We start from the raw sequence: 20817 nt of genomic DNA on the forward strand, positions 1-20817 counted from the left end.
CATCGACATCTACATCGACTCGACGCGTGTCGCGGGCATGCGCTTGATCTGCCGCGCCAGCGTGTCGCGATAGATGCCGGGCACGGCCGCCAGTTGCGCAGGCGTGCCTTGCTGAACGACCCTGCCGCGATTGAGCACGACGATGCGATCGAAACTCTGCAGCGTCGATAGCCGGTGAGCGATCGCAATGACCGTGCGGTTTTTCATCAAGCGGTCCAGCGCGGTCTGAATCGCGATTTCCGAGCCGGTATCGAGTGCGGACGTCGCTTCGTCGAGCAGCAGAATCGGCGAGTTCTTCAGGATCGCGCGTGCAATCGCGATGCGCTGCCGTTGTCCGCCGGATAACTTGGTGCCGCGATCGCCGGCGATCGTGTTCAGGCCCTCCGGCAGCGCGCCGATGAAATCCATGCACTGGGCGTCCTCGCACGCGCGGCGCACGTCGGCCTCGCTCGCATCCGGACTGCCGTAGCGGATGTTCTCCAGCAACGAGCGATGCAGCAGCGTCACGTCCTGCGGCACGATCGACAACGCGCCTTGCAAACTTTGCACGGTCACCTGCGCGATGTCCTGTCCCGAGATGCGCACGTAGCCCGAGTTCGGTTCGTAGAAGTGTTGGAGCAAGGCCAGCACGGTCGATTTACCGGCGCCGGACGGACCGACGAGCCCTACGCGTTCGCCCGCCTCGACGTGCAGGTTCAACGCATTCAGCACCGGCCGCCGGCCCGGATAGGCGAAAGTCACATCTTCGAAATCCACGGTCGCGCGGCGAATGTCGAGCGGCGCGGCTTTGGTGGGCTCGGGCATGGTGTGAGGAATCAGCAGCGTTTCCGACGCTTCGCTCAGCCGCGCGACGTGCTGCGTCAGATCGACGAAAGCCACCGCGATATCGCGCGAGCCGTGCAGGATCGAAAAGCCGAGCGAGCCGATCAGCACGACGTCGCCGGTCGTCGCGCGGTCGATGCTCCACAGCCACACCGTCCAGCCGAGCACGGCGGCGGACAGGATCGACACCGCGATCGCGTGCAGCAGCCTCAGCTTTTCGAGGAACAGCAGACTGCGCCGGCGCGCTTCGCTTTCCGCGTCGAGCTGGCCGTCGAAGCGCCGCCGTTCCGCGAGCACCGCGCAGAACGCGCGAACCAGGCCCATGTTGCCGATCACGTCGACGAGCTCGCCGTCCACCGAGGCGGCCTTCTTCGCGAACGCTTCGTGGCGCGCGGTGCCCTTGCGCGCCAGCAGAAACAGGCAGAACGCGAGCACCGCCGACATCGCGACCAGCGCCAGACTCATCGGCACGCTCACGGCCGCGACCATCGCGATCGCGCCGATCACGGTGAGGGTTGGCGGCAAGGCGGTCCACGCGACGGTGTTTTCGAGCACGTACATCGCGTTGGCGGTCGCGGAGATCCGGCTCGACAGCACGCCGGGCTGTTTGTCGGCGAAAAACGATGGTGCGTGGCCGGCCAGATAGTCGAACATTTCGCGGCGGATGTCGCCGGTCACCGCCACGAAAGTGCGCGCCGACACCCAGCCGGCGACGCGCCAGAACAGGTTGTCGGCGAGAATCAGCGCCACCAGGATCGCGAACGCGCGGATCACGTTTTGCGGATGCGCGCGGCCGGTCGGCAATGCGTCGATCAGATTGCGGATGCCGTATTGCGCGAGCAGCGCACACGCGACGGCCGCGACCACGCTTGCCAATACCACCGTGTGCGCCAGCTTGCGCCGCGCGACGTAGCGCCAGATCAGACGAATGGGGCGGCCCGCATAGCGGGACAGCACGCGAGAGCGCCGTTTTCTGCGCACGCGGCCGGCACGGCCGGTATCGCCGTCGTCGACAAGTTCCATGGCAACGTCTCCGAGCTCGATGAGTTCGATGGAGTCGGGCGTCCATGGAATCCTGCGCGGCAGGGGTCAGTGGAGGTGTCCGGCTTGCGGGTGTCGCAAGCGCCGTGCCTTCGCGCCGATCGCGATGAATCGTCAGCTTGCGGAAAGCATGATGGCTTGGTGGACCGATTGAATTTGCGGCTGCTGCGCCCGAATCGTCGTCAACTGCTTCTGTTTTTTATGACCGGGCGGCCACACACTGACGCGTGAGATATAACAATCCTGCGTTCCGAGGGTGCTGCCATGAATCTGTTGAAAATGACGCGTATCGTGCTGTGGAGTTTTTTCGGCATTCGCCGTAGCGCGTCGCATCAGGCCGATATCGCGGACGTCAAGTTACCGCTGTTGCCGGTCGTCGCCGTGGTGCTCGCGGCCGGTTTCGGTGCGACGTTGTTCGGGCTGGTGAAGCTGGCGATCAACGTCGCGCATTGAGAACTGGCGCGCGACGCGTCGTTCGCGACGCACGCGGGTCGATGCCGCGTCGCGCGCTTAGCGGCTGCCTTGCGCGATCAATTCGCCGAGTGTCTTGACGGCGTTTTCCATGGCGTCGCTCCATGGATGACCGAAATTCAACCGCACGTGATCCCGGAATTCGTGCCGTGCCGAGAAGATCGGTCCCGGCGCCATGCCGATGCCCTTCTCCAGCGCGAGACGATGCAAGGCCATCGCATCGACATGCCGCGGTAGTTCGAGCCACAAAAAATAGCCGCCTTCCGGTAGCGTCCAATGCGCGCCTTCAGGCAGGTAGCGGAGCAATGCCGCATCCATCGCGGACAGTTGAGTGCGCAACGCACCGCGTAATTTGCGCAGATGTTTGTCGTAGCCGCCGTGCTGGAGGTAGTCGGCAATCGCTGCCTGAGCGGGAATGCTCGCCGATAGCGTGGTCATCAATTTCAGGCGCTGCACTTTTTCGGCGTAGCGTCCCGCCGCGACCCAGCCGATGCGATATCCCGGCGCGAGCGTCTTCGAAAACGAACTGCAGTGCATCACCCGTCCATGCGTGTCGAACGCTTTCGCCGGCAGCGGATGAGCCGCCGTGTGATGCAATTCGCCGTATACGTCGTCTTCGATCAGCGGCACGTCGTGCCGGGCCAGCAACTCGACCAGCGCCTTCTTGCGATCTTCGGCGAGCGCCGCGCCGGTCGGATTCTGGAATTGCGTCATGAACCAGCAGGCCTTGATCGGATGCCGTCCAAGCGCTTCCTCCAGCGCAGCCAGATCGAGACCCGTGACCGGATCGACGGGAATCTCGACCGCCCGCAGGTCCAGACGCTCGATCGCCTGCAATGCCGCATAGAACCCCGGCGACTCGATCGCGACCACATCGCCGGGACGCGTGACCGCCATCAGACACAGATTGAGCGCTTCCAGCGCGCCGTTGGTGACGACGAGTTGGTCCATCGGCTGGGCGATGCCCATCCCCAGATAGCGCAGCGAGATCTGCCGGCGCAATGCTTCGTTGCCCGGCGGCAGATCCACGACCGTGCTCCATGGACTGATCAGACGGCTCGCATGGCCCAGCGATTTCGCGAGCCGCTGTAACGGGAAGAGTTGCGGCGACGGAAAAGCCGAACCGAGCGGCGCCACGTCGGGATGCTTCGCGGCTTCCAGCACGGAGAAGACGAGTTCGCTGATCTTGACCTTCGCGGATTCGACCGCGAGCGGCGGCCGCGCAGCGGGTGGCGTTTGCCCTTGCCCTTGCGCTTCAAGCGCGGCGCCCGGCGCGACGTAATAGCCGGAACGTTCGCGGGCTCGAATCAAGCCCCACTCTTCGAGCTGATAGTAGGCGCGAAATACCGTCGATTGACTGACGCCGTGCTGCGCGGTGATGTGCCGCACGGAGGGCATGCGCGATCCGACCGGACGGCTACCCGAGCGGATTTCGGCGGCCATCGTGGTGGCCAATAGTTCGAAGCGTTTCATTGAGCGGTGGCGGGACTCGTTCTGCGCAAGGCCGTGGCTACGTCGGCATGTGCCGTGGGTGGCGGACACATCGCTATCCGCATCGGCGAAATGAGCGATCATAAACTGATCGGACATCGAATTGCAGACGCGGTGCGGATGCGGTTTCGTACCCATCGCGTGAGCGACGAACGCGCCCGCCGACCGTCAATGAACGTAGCGCAAACTATGCCACCAGCGCGCAGGCTCCAAACTGCGTTTCGCCCGAATCGAACAGTTCGGCGACCCGTTCCGCCACTTCCGTCGCGCAGCCCCACGAGAACGTGACGCCCGCGCCGCCGTGTCCGTAGTTATGAATGATCGACGTGCCGGTCACCGCTTCGAGCCGGACATTTCCTTTTCTGAACGGCCGCAATCCCACGCGCACCGGTTCGACCGGATCGATCTCCGCATCCTTGAGCATCGGCAGGAACTCGGTGCAACGTTCGTAGATGCGCCGCACGGGCTCGTAGTTGTGCAGGCCGATGTCGGTACTCCACTGATCCGCTTCGGCGATGGCGCCCAGCACGATACGATTCTCGCCGCGCGGCACGATGAACACGATGTCCTGATCGCTTGTCACGTTGTCGTGCGACACGCAGAAGGCCTGCGTCAGCTTCGGCATGCGCGTGCCGTCGTTGACGAGGCGGATCACCGCGCCGCGTAGCGGGTACATCGATTCGCCGGCCAGTTCGCGCGCGCCGAGACCGCTGCAATTCACGATCACGTCCGCGCCGAATTCCTGCTTCAGCGCTGCTTCGTTATCGTGCAGATCGCCGGCGATCCTGCGCGCCACCACCTCGATGCCGGCCGCGCGCACGCGTTGCAGCAGCCATTTCATGTAGACGTCGGTATCGACCATCGGCGCCAGATGACGATAGGCGTCGATCAGACCGATGTGCGGATTCACGCCGTTGTCGCCGATCAGATGCGTGCCTCGAACGAAACCGGGTACCTGTGCCTCGATTTCGTTCATCTTGGTCAAGTGAAACTCGTTCTCCTCGATGAGGTTCCTGAAGTAGAACGTCACCGACCGGACGTACACGCCGGCTTCGGGAATCGCCGCGAGCGTTTCGAATTTCCGGAACGAAGTCATGCACCACGCTTTCGAGCGCGCCAGCGAGATCTCGTCGTGGTGATAGCCGCACACGGCAGGCGGCCACTCCCACAACGCCCCCGCGACGTTCGAGGTGATGTGCGGCGAAAACTTCTCGCCGACCACGGTGGACGTGATGCCGCGTTCGTGCAGGCACAACGCGGTAGTGAGGCCCGATACGCCGGCGCCGATGACCAGCGCGTGCAGTTTGTCTGATGAGTAGTTCACCCTATCTCCTCGCTTGATGAATATGGCTCGAAAAAATCGACACTGGGGCGGTCAGGCACGGAGCGAATGTCTGTGCGACAGGTGCGAGGCAATCGGCGGAACGCTACATCCGTACCGCGAAAAGCCGGCTATGACCGTCGAGTCGATTCAATCACTGTCCATGCGGACCTGTTCAACCAAACTTGCCAAGCTGAACGGTTCTTGCCTTTATTTCAGCGGTGTTCCGTCAACATGTCGTGCTCGTCCTCGACGCGCGGCGGCGCGCTGAGATAACGTCCCGCGCAATACGCGAGCGGCGCGCGAGACGAACGCGACAGGCGTGCGACCTGCCCGATGTAGACCATGTGATCGCCGCATGGGTAGGCGGCCACCTTCACGCATTCGAGCGAAGCGGCTGTGCCGTGCAGCAGTGGCGCGCCGCCGATACCCGGCGCGTGGTCGATGCCGCCGAACTTGTCTTCGCTGGCCTTCGCGAAGTGGCGCGACAACGACGATTGATCGTGCGCGAGGATGTTGATTGCGAAGTGTTCGTTGTCGCGAAACGCTGGATAGCTTTTCGACGTGGTCGCCTGGCACCACAGGATCAGCGGAGGATCGAGCGACACCGAACTGAACGAGTTCGCCGTGAGACCGTGTTTGACGCCGTCGACATCGCAAGTGGTGACGACCGTGACGCCGGTGACGAAGGTGCCCAGCACATCGCGAAAGATTCGCGGGTCGACGGACGGCGCCGTGATCAGCTCTGACATAAACGCTCCCATCGCCTCGCGGACTGCGCGTTAAAGAAAGGTTGGCCGGTGCTGCGTCAACGTGATGTGCGCGAGGCTCAGCCGCGGCACACTCACGCCGGCACGATGCGCACGGCGAACGAGATCGCCGAGCAGCAGATCGGTTTCGGTCGCGGGCCACTGTTGCAGGTCCGCGAAAATAAGGTCGGTCAACGTGCTATCGGGCGCATCGAGAATCATCCGGGCACGCGCGACGGCGGCGCTACGCAACGCAAAGCCCGCGGCCTGGGCGACCGCGCGGCATTCGCTCAGCAGTGCGCCGGCTGCGCCAGGTCTGGCGGTTTCGCGCACGGCATCCGGTGCGACGCGAGCGATCACGGTCACGCCGATGGCGGTGACGATGAACGCCCACTTCTCCCACATCTCCAGCTGGATCTGCGTGCTGGCGGCGCGCTGAAATCCCGCCGCGCCGAATAGCGAGGCGAGCGCTTCCACGCGCGGCGACAGCGTGCCGTCGAGTTCACCGAGCGTGAGTGCGTGCGAGTCGTTCAGATGCCGCACGCAACCTTCCGGCGACAGCGCGGCGGCCAGCGTGCATTGCGCGCCTAGCACGCGATGCGCGCCGCACGCGCGCGCTATGTCGTCGAGATGCGCGATCCCGTTCAGCAACGGCAGCACCACGGTGTGCGGGCCCAGCGCGGGCGCGAACGATGCCAGCGCGTCATCCAGTTGCCGCGCTTTGCACGCGACGATGACGAGATCGTAGAACCCGTCGATCGTACTCGCGCTCACGCAGCGAACCGGGGCAATCGCGCAGTCGCCGAGCGCGCTCTCCACGCGCAATCCATCGCGCGCCAGTTGCGCCGCCCGCTTCGGCCGCACCAGGAACGTCACGTCCTGGCATGCCGCCAGCAGACGCGCGCCGACATAGCCGCCCACCGCGCCCGCGCCGACGATCAGGATGCGCGGAGCCGCGAGCCGGTCACGTTCGTCGTTCATCTATTTCTCGATCAGGATGTCGCCGATGAACAGCGCATCGAGCCCGCTCGTGAAGAACACCGCGAGCGCGTCCTCCACCGAATGCGCGATCGGCTTGCCCATCACGTTGAAGCTGGTGTTGAGCACGAGCGGTACGCCGGTCAGCCGGAAGAACTCGCTGACCAACGCGTGAAAGCGCGGGTTCCAGTTTTGCCTGACGGTCTGCAAACGTCCGGTGCCGTCGGCATGCACGACGCCCGGCACGCTCCCGAGCGCGTGCTCGCGAAAACGCAATGTGCGCTCCATATAGGGCGACTCGTGATAGTCGTGGAAATAGTCCGCGCCGAATTCGTGAAGAATGGCCGGCGCGAACGGCCGGAATTCCTCGCGGAATTTCACGGTGGCGTTGATCCGGTCCTTCACGGCCGGCGAGCGCGGATCGGCGAGGATCGAACGGTTGCCGAGCGCGCGCGGACCGAATTCGGCGCGGTCCTGCACCCAGCCGATGATCTTGTCGCACGCCAGCAATTCGGCGGCGCGCTTCGGTGCGTCGCCCGCGCATTGCGTGAGTTTTCCGATGCCGCCGAATGCGACCAGATTGCGCAGCGTCTCGCCGGACATGCGCGAGCCGAGATAGGGCGATAGCGGTTCGCTGCGCGCCGGCACGGCGGGATGGTCGTCGCGATAGGCGAGCAAGGCGGCGCCGACCGCGTTGCCGTCGTCGCCCGGCGCGGAGAACACGTGCAGGTGGTCGAACGGCGTGTGAGCGAGGATCTTGCCGTTGGCGGACGAATTCAGCGCGCAGCCGCCGCCGAATACGAGATTGTCGGAGAAGCCGGCCGCGTGCCGGTCGTGCAGATTGCGCAGGAACGCGAACAGCACGTCGGAGAAAACACGCTGGCCCGCGTAAGCGAGATCGGCGAATTCGATGGCCGGCTGTCCGTCCTTGCGGCGCATCGCGTGCAGCTTCGCCTGCAATTGCGCCATCCGGGCCGGCGCCGCGAAACGAATGCTCAAGCCGTCCACGTCGATCATCTCGCGCAGCATCGCGTAGAGCGCATCGTCGGGGTGTCCGTACGCGGCGAGGCCCATCACCTTCCATTCCTCGCCGGACAGATGATTGAAGCCACAGGCCTCGCACAGCAGGCTATAGAAAATGCCGAGGCTCGCCCAGCCGTGACTGTCGAGTCCTTCGATCGGCGTGAGCCGGCCGTTGTCGTAGCGGAAGCACGCAAACGAACTGCGCTCGCCGAAACCGTCGAGCACCGCGCACAGCGCGCGATCGAACGGGCTGCTGAAGCAGCTGGCCGCCGCATGAGTCAGATGATGCTCGAAGCGCCGGTAGCTGATCGGTGTGCGCTCCCAGCGTTCGCTCTGACTCAACTCGTATTCCAGCAGACGGCCGGGATGATCGAGCATCGACAGTTGCGAGCGGAAATAGAAGTTCTGCCGGCTCAGTTGCCGCCTGAGCGGCGCGGGCACTTCGCCGAGCATGCCGCTGTAGCGTCCGGTCGTCTCGGCGGCCTGGTCGAGATTGCGCCGCATGATGTCGGCGGTGTCGTCGCTCCAGCTCGTCGAGATCACGAGTTCCGCGTCAGGGTCGCAGTACGTATCGATCAGACTCGCGGTGCGCATGAACAGATCCGACGGAATCCCGATCGTGCGCTTGTGCTGGAGATACCGCTCGGTGGCTTCGGCGAATACGACTTCGCCGCGAGCGTCGACGATGGCGATGGCCGAGTCGTGAAACGAATTCGCCAGACCGACGTAGTTGCGTTTCATGGTGTAGTCCGCGAGGTGAGGGCGTGCGGTTGAACGGGGCGCGCGGGCGTGTCGAACTACGCCTTGATCGAATAACGTCCGAGCACGGGGCTGAAGCTATGAATCTCGGTGCCGTCGGCGATGCCGGTCACTTGCCGGAAGCGCTCGACCAGTTGCTCGCACTGCGTGTCGATCCGGCAGTCGGTGGTGATCGCCTGATCCAGCAGATCGAGCAGTTCGCCGTCGTTGAACGCGCGGCGCGGCCGGCAGAAGTTGTAGTGACGTCCCCACTGATCCCACATCAGCGGTTCGTAGCCCGCCAGCGACGCGAGGTCGTACAGCGCGAAGCTGCGCACCAGCCACGCGCTCGGATGTTCGCCCAGCCGATGACCGCTGAAGGTCTGCGCGCTTCGTTCGCCGTTGCGCAATTGCCGCCACGCCTCGGCGCCCACCATGAATTGCGCGCGCGGCAGATCGTCGGGGCTGAACGGCGTGTCGGAACCGCGTACGTACGGCATGCGGCTTTCCGCGAGCAGCCATTCGTTGCCGTTCCAGTACTCGACCACGGCATGGTTGTGCAGCGGATTCGCCTGTTGATACAGCATGTGCGCGAAGCCGAAGCGCACGCGCGCCGGAATGCCCTGATGCCGCATGAACGAACAGAGCATCACCGCGGTATCGCGGCAGGTGCCCAGCAGACGGCGTTCGACCGGTCGCGGCTCACCGAGCGGACTGCTGTCCAGACTGAAGATGCGGTGAAGCATCGTCGACGCGAAGCGCGAGTCCACCTCGTGCCGGCGCTTGAGCAGGATCTGTTCGTCGAGCGCCGCCTTGTCGGTTTCGAAATGAATGATGAGACCGTCGACCTTGTCGACGAGCTCGCTGACGGTGCGGGGCAAATTGTCCAGTTCCGCTTCGTACGGATGGACGGCAGTGACACTGCTTTGTTCGCGATAACGCGCTACATGGTCTGACACGCCTCTTCTCCGTGGTTTCAGCTAGCGGTGGATCGGATCGATATGGCGTCATTGAAACCAGATTGCATCGCGTTTGCTCCACACAAATTGCGAAGCTTTACTTTTCTTGCCGCTTTTTTCCTGTGCGTGCTCATGAGACGAACGGGGCGTCGATCACGCTTGCCGCGGGCCTGAAAAAACGGTTGTTGTGCCGCGTCTAAAAATAACGGCAAGAAAAGTAAAGCTTCGCAATTTGTGTGGAACCCCTGCGCGCAAATTCCATTTAACTAGGCACCGTCGAGTATCGAGTCCAGCAGCGCAAGTGCCTGACCTACCCGACGCGATCGGATGACGGATCGACAACCAATCAATCAATCTGCCTGGTGGGATGAAAAATGCCGAATAACGAAAGCAGCATGAGAGAGACGATTCTGGCCGCGATCAGCGAAGTGACGGGACGTCCGTTTCCTGCGAGCGTGATCAATGGTGAGACCAGCGTCTACGAGTTGGGCATCGATTCGATGAGTCTCGTCGAACTGATCTTCAAGCTCGAAGCGGAATTGCAGATCGACATTCCGCTCGCGGAACTGAACGAGAGCATCTTCGAAAGTCTCGATTCGCTGACCGCCTATCTGAACGGCCGCAAGCAGGCCGCCGCCGAGGCGGGTTCGCTCGCCGCCGCGGACGCGGTGAAGTAAGCCGTGTCGAGCGTCGCGACGACGGTGCAGGCGCGCCGGCAGAACCTGGTGTCGAGTTCCATCGCGGGACTCGCGCTCAACGTGTTCGTGCCGACGTGCAGGATCGATCTGGCCGACCAGCACACCGAGCATGCGCACGCGCGGCACGGTTCGCTGGAGGGCCTCGGTCACGCCCACCATTCCATTCTGTTGTCGATGAATCGCGGCAGCCGCGTGGCGACGATGAATGCGCAGGCCGATTGGCGCAAGCGTCTTGCCGCGGCGCGCGAGGATGCCGGCACGATCTTCGTCGAGCACGAGATGCCGCTTGGCGACATGGTGTCGCGCGCGGCGGAACCGTTGCTCGGCAGGCTCGCACCGGCAGGCAACCTGGTGATCAATTGCCAGAGCACGCGCGAGTCCGTGTTCGGTTCGTCGAACGCGGGCCGCATTCTGAGCGAGGCGTCGCGCAGCGGTCTGGGTTTCACGATCGGTCAGCGTGGCCTGGTGGGCGGTTTGCAGGCGCTCGAAGCGGTGCTCGTGCTGGGCCGCAACGCGCGATTTTCCGGTAGCGCGCTGGTATGCGCGGGCGATCGCTGGATCGACATCTACCCGCGCATTCTCGGCGACTGGGCGATGTTGAGCGACGGGGCGGCCGCCGCCGCGTTCACGCTGACCGACGGCATTCAGGCAAACGTATGGGTGATCAACGACCGCGTGTCGTGTCATCCGCTCGACAGCGGCGCCGCGCGCGAACGCGTCGCGCCGCGTTTGCACGAGGAACTCGTCGAACGGTTGTCGAGTTTCGTCGAACGCGTGCAGATGCAACGCGCGGGTTCGCTTGCGATTGCGTCGCCGCGTATCTGCGGCACGCTTGGCGAGGACGTCGAGGCTTCGCTGGCCGCGCGCCATCCGTTCATCGTGGCGGGCGCGCCGAACGAGCGGCCGCATTTCGGTGCGGCGAACGTGCTGATCAATCTGCACCGGTCGGTCGAACGGCATCGGCATGCGCACGGACATGAAACTGAAGTGGCCATGCGGGCGCCGCAAGGCTACCTCGTGTGGGATTGCGATCCATCGGGATTGTTCGGCGCGGTCATTGTCGAGCAGTCCGCATTCGATACCGTGAACTGAGGAGGCTTCGTTGAACCGTCCCGCCGAGTCACTTGCAGGCTCATTTGCCGACCCTCATGCCGGCTCTTTCGCCGGCTCTTTCGCCGAGGCTCCGTTGCCTGCGCTCCGTCAGTTCGGCATCGCCGGGCTGAGTTCGTGTTTCGGCGACGCTGCCATCGAACTGGACGACCTGACCAACCGCGACATCTGCACGAGCGATCGTGTGGAGGCGATCCGTGCCGCCGGCAGTTGCCAGTTCTTCCGTTCGATGACGCTCTCGGTCGAGGAACTGGCGGTGGAAGCGACCCGCAAGGTTTTGCGCGAAGCGGGCATCGAGCCGGCGGACGTGGGCTTCCTGGTGTTCTGCAGCACGGTGTTCGAAAGCACCGCGCTGTATCCCGACATCATCGCGTCGCGGATCGCGGACGAGGTCGGCTGCAGCCACGCGAAGACGTTCTCGGTGCAGCACGCGTACTGTGTGTCGCCGTTCGTCGCGTTGCAGATTCTCAAGGAGTATTTCGACGAACACGGACAGCCGGCGTACGGCGTGGTGGTCTGCTCGGACGTGATCGTCGAGACGGCCGAATTCCTGCGGCCGATCGGCGCGCTCGGCGTGCATAGCGACGGCGCGGCGGCGATGCTCGTCACCAATCATCGCCCAGGCTTCGAGTTGCTGGACACCGAACTGTTCATCGACCCGGCGCGCTTCCAGGGGCAAAACGACGACGGCAGCATCCAGCACGACGTGCGCTATTTCATGCTGCTGGCCAAGGTGCTGAAGACGCTGCTCAAGCGCTGCGAGGTCGAGTCGATCGACGACATCGCGCTCTACCCGAACAATCTCAGCGCGCCGTCGTGGCACAAGATCTGTCAGTTGCTGTCGATCCGTCCGGAGAACGTGCACCTCGGCGAGATGCCGCGCGTCGCGCATGTGTTCGGCGCGGACCCGTTTCTGAACCTCGCGTCGGCGGGTTCCGCGACGGACCGCAAGTATGCGTTGCTCGTCGCGAGCGGTATTGCCGGCGCGTTCGGCGCGGCCCTGTTGCGCAGGTGCGTATGAACGCCGACGTCACATTACGCGTGCCCTCCGTGGCGTCGGCGCTGACCGAGAGTGTCGCGGCGCTGGTCGCGCAGATGTCGGTCGCGCTGCTCGGCTTCATGGATGCCTGGTTCATGGCGAAGCTCGGCGTCGAGACGCTCGCGACGGTGTCGTACGTGGCGGGCTTCGTGATTCTCGTGAACGCCTCGTTCGCGGGCGCCTTGCAGGCGTTTCTGATCGTCGGCGGCGGCTGTCTCGGCAGCGGCGATAAGGTCGGGTTCTCCGCCGCCGCGCGGGCCGCCGTGCGCGCGGGCACGCTGCTCGGTGGCGTCGCGCATCTGGTCGTGCTGCTGGCGATCGGCGCGCTTTCGCTGGTGTCGTCCTCCGCGCCGCACGGTGCGTTCGCCCTCGCGCTGATGCTGACGCCCGGCATCGTGCTCAACGCGATGTGCCTCGTGTTCCGCCTGAAGGCGATGCTGCTGAAAGCGCCCGCGATGCTGATGACGATGTCGCTCGTACTCGTCGGCGCGAAATTCGCCGCGCTGAACCTGATGTTCCACACGCAGCCGTTCGCCACGCTGCATCCGTTCGTCGCGCTCGCGGCCAGCGGTTTCGCGGCGGCCGTCGTGTGCCTCGCCGCCTCGTGGCTGCTGGACCGCTGGCGCTTCCGCCGGATCAACCAGCATCGCGCCGACGGCCGCACGGTCGCCGCGCTGATGCGGCGCATCTTCATGATCGGTTTGCCCATCGGCGCGGTGATCGTGCTGGAGATGTCGGTGCTCGGCTTCGGCCAGATGATCCAGACGCTGCTGGGTACGCGCTTCGGCGCCGCGTTCGGCCTCGTCATCCAGTTCGTGCTGCTCGCGCAAACCGTCGCGGTGGCGCTCGGCCAGGTGACGACGATCAACGTTTCGATCGCCCTCAACATGCGGCATCGCGGCGCGCTGGCGCAGGCGGTGACGATCGGCGTGGTCTCCACCGCGCTGATACACGGCCTGATCGCGACGGTCGCGATCGGCTGGCCGGATGTGCTCGTCGACTGGATGCTGCCGCACCGTTTGAGCGGCGACGTGGCGTTGATCCAGACGCTGACCGGCTATCTGCGCTACGGCGCGGTATGCCAGCTCCTGCTCGCGATGGTGGTGTGCCTCGCGTCGATCCTGCGCGGCATGGACGACCTCGGGCATCCGCTCGTCACCATCGCACTCAACTATCTCGGCCTGGGCGTCGCATGCTCGGCGGCGATCGCTTACTTCACCGCGCTGCGCGATCTGGGCGTGTGGATCGGCATTGCCGCCTCGCTGGCGAGCAGCCTGAGCTTTCTTGGCCTTCGCGTGATGCGCAACATCAGACGACCGGAGCTGCTGGCATGACACACGATATTTCGACCCCGTTGTTCGACATCGACGATAGCTTCTGCATCGTCTACAAGGGCGAGCCTCATGGCGGCGCGCAGTTGCGCGAGCGCGTCGAAGCGACCGTCGCGACGCTGCGCCGCCTCGGGCTGAAACGCGGCGGCCGCGTGGCGCTGTGCGGTCCGAAGTCGGTGGACCTGTGCGTGCTGATGCTCGCCACCTGGGCAGCGGGCGCGGTGGCGGTGCCGTTGTTCTCCGGGCTGAAGACGAAACAGGTGCGCCACATTCTCACGGACAGCGACCCGGCACTGGTGTTCGCCGGCGCTCGCGACTTCGAACTGGTCAAGTCGGCGCACGAGGGACAGACGTGGCCGCTGGAAGACATCGACGCGATCGACACGGTCGCCGCCGGTTTCGCGCGGGACGCGGAGCAAACTGCGGTGCCGGATACGACGCCGGCCGCAACGACGCCGCGTCAACCTGCCCCCGCCATCACGACGGAAGGCGAACCCGCGCTGATCGTCTACACCTCGGGATCGACCGGGCAACCGAAGGGCGTGGTCTTCTCGCGCGGCAACCTGGTGCTGGGCGCGAAATCCGTCGCGCGTCTGATGCGTCTCGCGAGCGACGACCGCGTGCTGTGCCTGCTGCCGTTCAGCTTCGACGCCGGACTCAATCAATTGCTGAGCACGCTGATCGCGGGCGCGACCGCGGTGCTGCTCGACTTCCTTCACGCGAGCCAGGTCGAGGAATGCTGCGCGACGCAGCGCATCACCAGCATGATCGCGGTGCCGGGACTGTGGAGCCGGATCGGCGCGGCGAAATGGAGCGACCGCGCGCGTCTGCACGTGCGCCGGATCGGCAATACCGGCGGCCATCTGCAAACCGAATTGCTGAAGCGGCTCAAGGGCATCTTCTTCAATGCCGACGTATTCCTGATGTACGGCTTCACCGAGGCGTTCAGGGCAACCTATCTCGACCCGGCGAGCGTCGCGGCCAAACCGCATTCGGTCGGCCGGCCGATTCCCTATGCGAGCGTGGCGGTCGTTTCGGAAGCCGGGCGCTTGTGCGGACCCCACGAGATCGGCGAACTGGTGCAGTTCGGACCGCTCGTGACGCTCGGCTACCGCAATCTGCCCGAGGAAAACGCCGTCAAATTCCGCCCGCTGCCGGCCGGGCTCATCGACGCATTGATGGGCCCCGAGGGTCGCCGCTATGCATTCGATCCAGCACACGCGAACAGCGCCGCGTGGTCCGGTGATCTCGTCAGCATCGACGAGGACGGCGACATCGTCTATCGCGGCCGCAAGGACGACCTGATCAAGGTCAACGGCTTTCGCATCTGCGCCGGCGACGTGGAAGACGCGTGCGTCGACGCCGGACTCGCGCTGGCTGTCGCGATCGGCATCACGGAAGGCGACGAGGAGTCCATCGTCGTATTCGGCAAACGCGGCGACGCGGCCGTACAGGAAGCCGGCGTTCGCGACCGCCTGCGGGCGAGTCTGCCCGCGTACATGGTGCCCAAACAGATTCTGTTTCTCGACGACTTTCCGCTGACGGCGAACGGCAAGTTCGATCGCCACGCGCTGCGCACGCTCGCGTTGCAGCAGGCGGAGCGCGTCGCGCCCGCGCAATGAACGCGCCCCTCCATTTCTCGACGATGCAAACGCTATGAACGCAGATTCCCCAACGTGGTGGTGTGCCGACGATCTGGTCGATGTGGATCGTCCGAGGCAGGCGTTTTCCGGTGCGCAGCGCGTGTCCGCCGATCAGCACACCGCGCCGCTCAGCGTCGACGACGCACGGCGCCGCTGGCGCGATCTGGTGAGCGCCGCGCATCGCGATCTGACCGGCTGTGCGTCGTTGCTCGGCGTCGATGCGCCGCCGTCCACGGATGCCGCCACGCTCGCACGCGAGCTGGAACTCGGCTGCGACCGGCTCGCCTCGCGCGACGCCACGCCCGCGCAACTCGCCGTATTGCTGCGCGCCTGCGTGTTGTCGGGCCTGACGGGCCGCCTGATTCGCGACGCGTACGACTACGCGAATCAGCGCGTGGTGATGGGCAGCGTGTTGATCGAGTACCAGCTGATCTGCGCGAAGCTCGCCGATATGGCGATTGCCGACGACATCATCGAGCAACGCCTGATCGCGGCGCTGGATGCGCGCGAGTGCGCCTCCGCCGATGCGGGATGGCGCGGCATCCCGGCGCTGACGGCACGCCAGCATGTCGTGGAGATCGCGCGCTGCGCCGCTTCGGTGCTCAGTCTTTACGTCGAGATTCACGCGGGCCATGCGTTCGTGCAGCGCGCGGCGTCCGCGCCGGTGCTGGCGGTGGCGCAGACGCTGCTCGACGGTATCCAGACGTCGGCGTCATGAGCAGCGTGATGCGCGTGGCGTCGGACATTCGGGTCGAGGCGCTCGACGACCACGAGCAGATCTGCGCGCTCGTGAACAGCGTGTGGTCCGCGCAGTATCTGAACGCGCCGGTGCTGCCCCGATGGACGCCCGAATTCTTCGACTGGCAATTTCTGCGCGTGCCGGATGCGTGGCCCGCCGTCTGCCTCGGCATCTATCGCGACGGGGAGCTGGTCGGCATCTTCTGCGGCGATTGCTGGCCGTTGCAGATGGAGGGCGAGCAAACGCGCGCGACCTTGCTGTCGTGCGTGTCGGTCAGCGCGAAGGCGCGTCATCCCGATGTCGCGAAGGCAGGCCTCGACGGTCTGCGCGACTGGTCGGAAGGCAACGGCTCGCGCTATTTCGTCGGCTTCGTGAACCCCGAGTCGTCGGATGGCGTGGGGCGGCGTTACTGGACCACGCGGCGCGGCTATGCGCATGCGTTCTCCACGCTGTCGCGGCAATGGCAGATCAATCCGATGAATGTGCCCGACAGCGCCGGCCTGCTTGAAGGCGACGCGACCGGCATGGTGGTCGAACCCAGCGATCTCGATGCGGCGGTCGCGTTGCTCAAGTCGAACGCCGCGGCGCTTGCCGGTCGCGACATCGCCACGCTCGATTGCTCCGAGTCGCGCTTGCGGCATCAGCTGAGCTTCGAGTCGATCGCGCGTTCCGTGGTGGTCAGGGAACACGGCGAAATCGGCGTGTGTTCGTTCTATGTACTGCCGACGCACGGTGGCGGCCAGGTCGGGTTCTTCGACTACATCGCGTCGTCGGAGCCGCAAGGCGCGCTGGCGGACAAGGCGTTCGCGCGCGCGATCGCCGCGATGAAGGCGCAGCACTGCGAGCGCGCGTTCGTGCTGGGCCAGCCGAATCACGACGACGCGCTGCTTCAGCGGTTGGGTTTTCATCCGTGTTTCCCGAGCTACGCGCCGTTGATCGTGAGCTGGGACAAGTCGAGACCGCTGCCGAAGGAAGGCGCGTTCTGTTCGCCGATCTATCGCTAAGAGGCTATATGACGATGTATCCGATTATCCGGCAGGCGCTGGACCAACGGCCGGGACTTCAGAAGATCTACGCCAATCTGCGCAAGCATGGGCGCGAGGCCGATCGCCTCGGCGACGTGCCGGCCGCCCTGTTCGACGGTCTCGACGTGGCCGATCTGAACCGCAACGGCATGGCCATGGCCGACGGGAAGAGCGCGGAACCCGCGGAACAAGCCGGGCACGCGGTACGTAAGGTCGCGGATCTGTGCGTGGTCAACGAGGTGTTCGGTCACGGCGACCCGGCGCTGGCGATTGCGCTGCCCGGCGGCAGCCTCACGCTTGCGGTGATCGATTTCGCGAGCCGCGCGCAGAAGGACCGGATTCTCGCGCGGTTCGACACCGACCGTCCGGTGTGGGGCGCGTTCGCGATGACGGAGCCGACCTCCGGCACCGACGCCACCCGCATGAACACGATCGCGACGAAGGTGCCCGGCGGCTACCGGCTGAACGGCGAGAAATGCTTTATCGGCAATGCGGGGCGCTCCGCATATGTGATCGTCTTCGCGACCGTCGCGCCGGAGAAAGGCCAGTTCGGCATCCGGCCGTTCTTTATCGCGATCCCGTCCGAGGGGCTGCAGATCGACGACGGCGAACGCATGCTCGGTCTGCGTGCGGTCCGCGCGAGCCGCATCACGTTGCGCGACTGCTTCGTCGCGGATGACGACGTGATCGGCGCGGGCACGAAGCTCGATCCCGCGCGTTCGTTCGCCTATGCACAGGCGAGCTGGAATTCGATGCGGCCGTGTCTCGGTTCGCTGATCGTCGGCGCGACGCAGCGCGTGCTGGATGACCTGAGCGATGGCCTCGACGATCTTGATGGCTATGGCGCCGCGCTGCGTCACGGCGCGGCCGCGACGCTCGACGAATTTGCCGGGCGGCTCTATTCGGCGCGGTTGCTGTGCCGCCGCGCGGCCACGCTGATCGATGCGGGACAGCCTTCGCTGATCGCTTCGTCGATCGCGAAAGCGTATGCGAGCGATTGCGCGCGCACCTGCATCGAACGCGTGATGAGTTTGCCGGGCATCGGCGAGCATCGGTCGATCGCGGATTTCTCGCGCTGGCGGCGCGACTTCCACGCGTTCAACGTGATGGAAGGCACGGGCGATATCCACCGGATGATGATCGCGCGCGATCGCAACCGCCGGCGTGCCGAACTCGCGCCGTTGACGCGCGACGCCTCGGAAGCCGTGCCGGCTTCACCTGCCGCGCCCTCCGTCCGCCAGCCCGGCGAACCGAGTCTTGCCTGACATCGACGCAACTTTCAGCCACGTAACCCCCAAGCCGACTCCACGCGCTCAATCTACCCACGCAGAGGTGCTATGAAGTTCTCTCTCTTCTACGAATTGCAGATGGCCAACCCGTCCCCCGCCGAAGAGGCGCGCCTGATCGCGCAATGCGCGCGCCAGGCGATCATGGCCGATGAACTGGGCTATCACTGCATCTGGGCCGTCGAACATCACGGACTGTACGGCTACTCGCATTCGTCCGCGCCGGAGGTGTTTCTTTCGTACGTGGCCGGCAAGACGCGCAAGATCCGTCTCGGTCACGGCATCTCGCTGACGCCGCAAAAATTCAATCATCCGGTGCGGGTGGCCGAGCGCGTCGCGATGCTCGACATTCTGTCCGGCGGCCGCGTGAACTGGGGCTCCGGCCGCAGTTCGAGCAACTGCGAGCCTGAGGTGTTCGGCGCGTCGCGCGACACGCTCGAATCGGAGTGGCTCGAAGCGCTCGAACTGATTCCGACGATCTGGCAGAACGACATCGTTGAATGGAACGGCACGCACTACAAGGTGCCGCCCACGCGGATTCGTCCGCAGCCGGTGCAAAGCCCGCATCCGCCGATGTTCGCGCCGGCCTTCTCGGAAACGTCGCTGATCAAGCTGGCCGAACTCGGTCTCGGCGCGCTGAACTTCAGCCTCGGCAGCTTCGAGGAAATGGTCGCGAAGATCCAGAAGTACCGGACCGCCGTGGAAAACGCGCCGGCCAGGCCGTATCAGCACAACAACCGTTTCGCCGTGACCGTCAACACGTGCGTGTTGCCGCAGGACCATGAGGCCTGCCAGCACGGTTTTCGCGGCGCCCGTTATTTCAAGGACGCGTTCAACGTTTACTACGACCGCACGCCGTCGCCGCTCAGCGCGCCGATGAACATCCGCACCGGCGATCTCGACGCGCAGACGATGGACTTCACGAAGAAGATGCGCATGAATCCGGAGACGCAGCTGCTCTCCATGATCGGCGATCCGGCGATCGCGCGCGAAAAGGTGCGCCTCTTCAAGGAGGCCGGTGTCGACGAACTGCTGTTGTGCATGCAGATGGGCACGGTGCCGCCGGAGATCGTCGAGCGTTCGCTGATGTGTTTCGCCGAGCAGGTGATGTCGCATTTCCTGTGACGCGCCGCAAGCACGCAACCGGAAGCCGACCGAAGATCAACCGAACGTTAACGACAGGTTAACCAAAGGCCGAATCGCCATGACGACCCTTGAGAATCTCCTCGCGCAGATACAGGCGCTGTACTACCCGCCGCCGCGGCACGGCACGCTGAAGCTGTCGATTGCCGCGCATCCCGAACTCGACCGCTACTTCACGATGGCGGACACGCTGTCGGTAAAGGGCGGTTCGGACCTCGCTCACGACGCCGAGCTGCGTCTCAGTCTGAGCATGATCGACTACATCATCGCCAATGCGCAGACGTTCGATCCGCGCGATACGCCTTACGTGAAGGCGATTCGCGCGCACGGCGAGATGAGTCTGGTGCATCACTTCACGCAATTGCTGAAGCGCCCGACGCCGGAAGTGAGCGCGATCCACGCCGGTCTGCAACACCGTTCGTACGACGCCTGTCAGGCGGTCGCCGAAACGGAGCGGATCGATCTCGACGAAATACTCGATGCGATGCGCGAGAGCCGGCCGCTATGTCTGCGCGGCGCGCTGAAGTCGCCGCTGGTGGAACTCGGCGCGGAGCAGTTCGTGGAGCGCTACGGCGACGTGGTGCTGCGGCAGAACGCAGTGATCGGCCGTCAGGAAACGGTGGCCGACATCGCGCGCAGGATTCGCGACGAGTCCGTGGACCGCGTCTATCTGAACGGCGTCGAGGTGCCGCCGGAACTGACGCCGCACGTGCAGTTCCCGATGTTCGAGGACAGCGCGTACTCGATCGGCTTGCTGTGGTGGGGCAAGAAGACTTCCAGCGGCGTGATCACCAAGCTCCATCGCGACTTCCAGATTTCGTTTCTCGCGCAGATCTGGGGCGAGAAGAAGCTGCACCTGTTCTCGCCGGACCAGACGGAGGAACTGTATGCGGCGCCCGCCTTCAACATGTACCAGTTGTGCGGCGTCGATCCGGGCGCGCCGGATCTGCAGCGCTATCCGCGTTTCGCGCAGGCGCGGCCGCTCGAAGTCACGATCGGCCCCGGCGACATGCTGATGATCCCGACCGGCTGGTTCCATTGCGTGTGGGCGTTGACCGACGTGCTGTCGGTCAATCGCTTCATGGAGGAAGCGACGCTGGCGGAACTGCTGGAAAAGGATGCGGCTGCCGCCGCGCGCTAGAACCCGTTCGACACCGCTTCGAACCAACCCCGGCGAAAACGCCTAGCGGATTTTCGCCTAGCAGGAGTA

18 protein-coding genes are annotated in these 20817 nt (G+C 64.8%); 11 read left to right on the forward strand and 7 right to left on the reverse strand.

Annotated features, from left to right (window positions below; all coding sequences use genetic code 11):
* Positions 1–9 precede the first annotated feature (9 nt).
* The gene (locus LFL96_RS29145) at positions 10–1845 is read right to left on the reverse strand and encodes an ABC transporter ATP-binding protein (RefSeq protein WP_281001359.1); all 1836 of its coding nucleotides are present in this window, start codon (positions 1843–1845) and stop codon (positions 10–12) included.
* Between the two features lie 282 nt (positions 1846–2127).
* Here LFL96_RS29145 and LFL96_RS29150 point away from each other — a divergent pair, with 282 nt between their 5' ends.
* Entirely contained in the window at positions 2128–2316 is a 189-nt protein-coding gene (locus LFL96_RS29150; RefSeq protein WP_281001360.1) for a DUF2970 domain-containing protein, read from the forward strand.
* A 57-nt stretch (positions 2317–2373) separates the two neighbouring features.
* On the opposite strand, the gene LFL96_RS29155 is transcribed toward LFL96_RS29150, so the two are convergent.
* From LFL96_RS29155 to LFL96_RS29180, 6 genes are all read right to left on the reverse strand, one after another.
* Positions 2374–3807, reverse strand: coding sequence for a PLP-dependent aminotransferase family protein (locus tag LFL96_RS29155; RefSeq protein WP_281001361.1), 1434 nt, complete (start codon positions 3805–3807; stop codon positions 2374–2376).
* A gap of 205 nt (positions 3808–4012) precedes the next feature.
* Positions 4013–5149 (reverse strand): FAD-dependent oxidoreductase, encoded by a 1137-nt coding sequence (locus LFL96_RS29160; RefSeq protein WP_281001362.1) that lies wholly within the window; start codon positions 5147–5149, stop codon positions 4013–4015.
* 212 nt (positions 5150–5361) lie between these two features.
* Positions 5362–5898: a flavin reductase family protein gene (locus tag LFL96_RS29165; protein WP_281001363.1), complete on the reverse strand. Its 537-nt coding sequence runs from the start codon at positions 5896–5898 to the stop codon at positions 5362–5364.
* A 30-nt stretch (positions 5899–5928) separates the two neighbouring features.
* Positions 5929–6876, reverse strand: a complete 948-nt coding sequence (locus tag LFL96_RS29170; protein ID WP_281001364.1) for a 2-dehydropantoate 2-reductase — start codon at positions 6874–6876, stop codon at positions 5929–5931.
* Positions 6877–8637 carry a carbamoyltransferase C-terminal domain-containing protein gene (locus LFL96_RS29175; protein ID WP_281001365.1) on the reverse strand — a complete coding sequence of 587 codons (1761 nt, stop codon included), beginning with the start codon at positions 8635–8637 and terminating at the stop codon, positions 6877–6879.
* Between the two features lie 56 nt (positions 8638–8693).
* Positions 8694–9593 carry a transglutaminase-like domain-containing protein gene (locus tag LFL96_RS29180; RefSeq protein WP_281001366.1) on the reverse strand — a complete coding sequence of 300 codons (900 nt, stop codon included), beginning with the start codon at positions 9591–9593 and terminating at the stop codon, positions 8694–8696.
* 395 nt (positions 9594–9988) lie between these two features.
* Between LFL96_RS29180 and LFL96_RS29185 the strand changes: the two genes are divergently transcribed.
* From LFL96_RS29185 to LFL96_RS29230, 10 genes are all read left to right on the forward strand, one after another.
* Positions 9989–10270, forward strand: a complete 282-nt coding sequence (locus LFL96_RS29185) for an acyl carrier protein (protein WP_281001367.1) — start codon at positions 9989–9991, stop codon at positions 10268–10270.
* Positions 10271–10273: 3 nt separating this feature from the next.
* Entirely contained in the window at positions 10274–11383 is a 1110-nt protein-coding gene (locus tag LFL96_RS29190; RefSeq protein WP_281001368.1) for a hypothetical protein, read from the forward strand.
* Between the two features lie 94 nt (positions 11384–11477).
* Positions 11478–12422, forward strand: a complete 945-nt coding sequence (locus tag LFL96_RS29195) for a hypothetical protein (protein WP_281001369.1) — start codon at positions 11478–11480, stop codon at positions 12420–12422.
* A complete protein-coding gene (locus tag LFL96_RS29200; protein WP_281001370.1) occupies positions 12419–13774 on the forward strand; it encodes a hypothetical protein in 1356 nt (451 codons plus the stop codon). The genes LFL96_RS29195 and LFL96_RS29200 overlap by 4 nt, the downstream gene beginning before the upstream one ends.
* Positions 13771–15393 carry an AMP-binding protein gene (locus tag LFL96_RS29205; RefSeq protein WP_281001371.1) on the forward strand — a complete coding sequence of 541 codons (1623 nt, stop codon included), beginning with the start codon at positions 13771–13773 and terminating at the stop codon, positions 15391–15393. Before LFL96_RS29200 ends, LFL96_RS29205 begins: the two co-directional genes overlap by 4 nt.
* A gap of 34 nt (positions 15394–15427) precedes the next feature.
* Entirely contained in the window at positions 15428–16132 is a 705-nt protein-coding gene (locus LFL96_RS29210; RefSeq protein ID WP_281001372.1) for a hypothetical protein, read from the forward strand.
* Positions 16129–17157, forward strand: a complete 1029-nt coding sequence (locus LFL96_RS29215) for a hypothetical protein (protein ID WP_281001373.1) — start codon at positions 16129–16131, stop codon at positions 17155–17157. Before LFL96_RS29210 ends, LFL96_RS29215 begins: the two co-directional genes overlap by 4 nt.
* 8 nt (positions 17158–17165) lie before the next feature.
* Entirely contained in the window at positions 17166–18443 is a 1278-nt protein-coding gene (locus LFL96_RS29220; protein ID WP_281001374.1) for an acyl-CoA dehydrogenase family protein, read from the forward strand.
* Between the two features lie 72 nt (positions 18444–18515).
* Positions 18516–19589, forward strand: a complete 1074-nt coding sequence (locus tag LFL96_RS29225) for an LLM class flavin-dependent oxidoreductase (RefSeq protein WP_281001375.1) — start codon at positions 18516–18518, stop codon at positions 19587–19589.
* Positions 19590–19668: 79 nt separating this feature from the next.
* On the forward strand, positions 19669–20748 hold the full coding sequence (locus tag LFL96_RS29230) for a cupin-like domain-containing protein (RefSeq protein ID WP_281001376.1): 1080 nt from the start codon (positions 19669–19671) through the stop codon (positions 20746–20748).
* The last annotated feature ends 69 nt before the right edge of the window (positions 20749–20817 follow it).

The sequence above is a fragment of the Paraburkholderia sp. D15 genome, assembly GCF_029910215.1.
Taxonomy (GTDB): Bacteria; Pseudomonadota; Gammaproteobacteria; order Burkholderiales; family Burkholderiaceae; genus Paraburkholderia.

What these genes read in the sequence shown, in the direction of transcription:
- LFL96_RS29205 (WP_281001371.1), top strand. Translation starts at nt 13,771, where the DNA reads ATGACACACGATATTTCGACCCCGTTGTTCGACATCGACGATAGCTTC.
- LFL96_RS29170 (WP_281001364.1), bottom strand. Translation starts at nt 6,876, where the DNA reads ATGAACGACGAACGTGACCGGCTCGCGGCTCCGCGCATCCTGATCGTC.
- LFL96_RS29145 (WP_281001359.1), bottom strand. Translation starts at nt 1,845, where the DNA reads ATGGAACTTGTCGACGACGGCGATACCGGCCGTGCCGGCCGCGTGCGC.
- LFL96_RS29155 (WP_281001361.1), bottom strand. Translation starts at nt 3,807, where the DNA reads ATGAAACGCTTCGAACTATTGGCCACCACGATGGCCGCCGAAATCCGC.
- LFL96_RS29150 (WP_281001360.1), top strand. Translation starts at nt 2,128, where the DNA reads ATGAATCTGTTGAAAATGACGCGTATCGTGCTGTGGAGTTTTTTCGGC.
- LFL96_RS29175 (WP_281001365.1), bottom strand. Translation starts at nt 8,637, where the DNA reads ATGAAACGCAACTACGTCGGTCTGGCGAATTCGTTTCACGACTCGGCC.
- LFL96_RS29230 (WP_281001376.1), top strand. Translation starts at nt 19,669, where the DNA reads ATGACGACCCTTGAGAATCTCCTCGCGCAGATACAGGCGCTGTACTAC.
- LFL96_RS29200 (WP_281001370.1), top strand. Translation starts at nt 12,419, where the DNA reads ATGAACGCCGACGTCACATTACGCGTGCCCTCCGTGGCGTCGGCGCTG.
- LFL96_RS29215 (WP_281001373.1), top strand. Translation starts at nt 16,129, where the DNA reads ATGAGCAGCGTGATGCGCGTGGCGTCGGACATTCGGGTCGAGGCGCTC.
- LFL96_RS29165 (WP_281001363.1), bottom strand. Translation starts at nt 5,898, where the DNA reads ATGTCAGAGCTGATCACGGCGCCGTCCGTCGACCCGCGAATCTTTCGC.
- LFL96_RS29225 (WP_281001375.1), top strand. Translation starts at nt 18,516, where the DNA reads ATGAAGTTCTCTCTCTTCTACGAATTGCAGATGGCCAACCCGTCCCCC.
- LFL96_RS29210 (WP_281001372.1), top strand. Translation starts at nt 15,428, where the DNA reads ATGAACGCAGATTCCCCAACGTGGTGGTGTGCCGACGATCTGGTCGAT.
- LFL96_RS29185 (WP_281001367.1), top strand. Translation starts at nt 9,989, where the DNA reads ATGAGAGAGACGATTCTGGCCGCGATCAGCGAAGTGACGGGACGTCCG.
- LFL96_RS29220 (WP_281001374.1), top strand. Translation starts at nt 17,166, where the DNA reads ATGACGATGTATCCGATTATCCGGCAGGCGCTGGACCAACGGCCGGGA.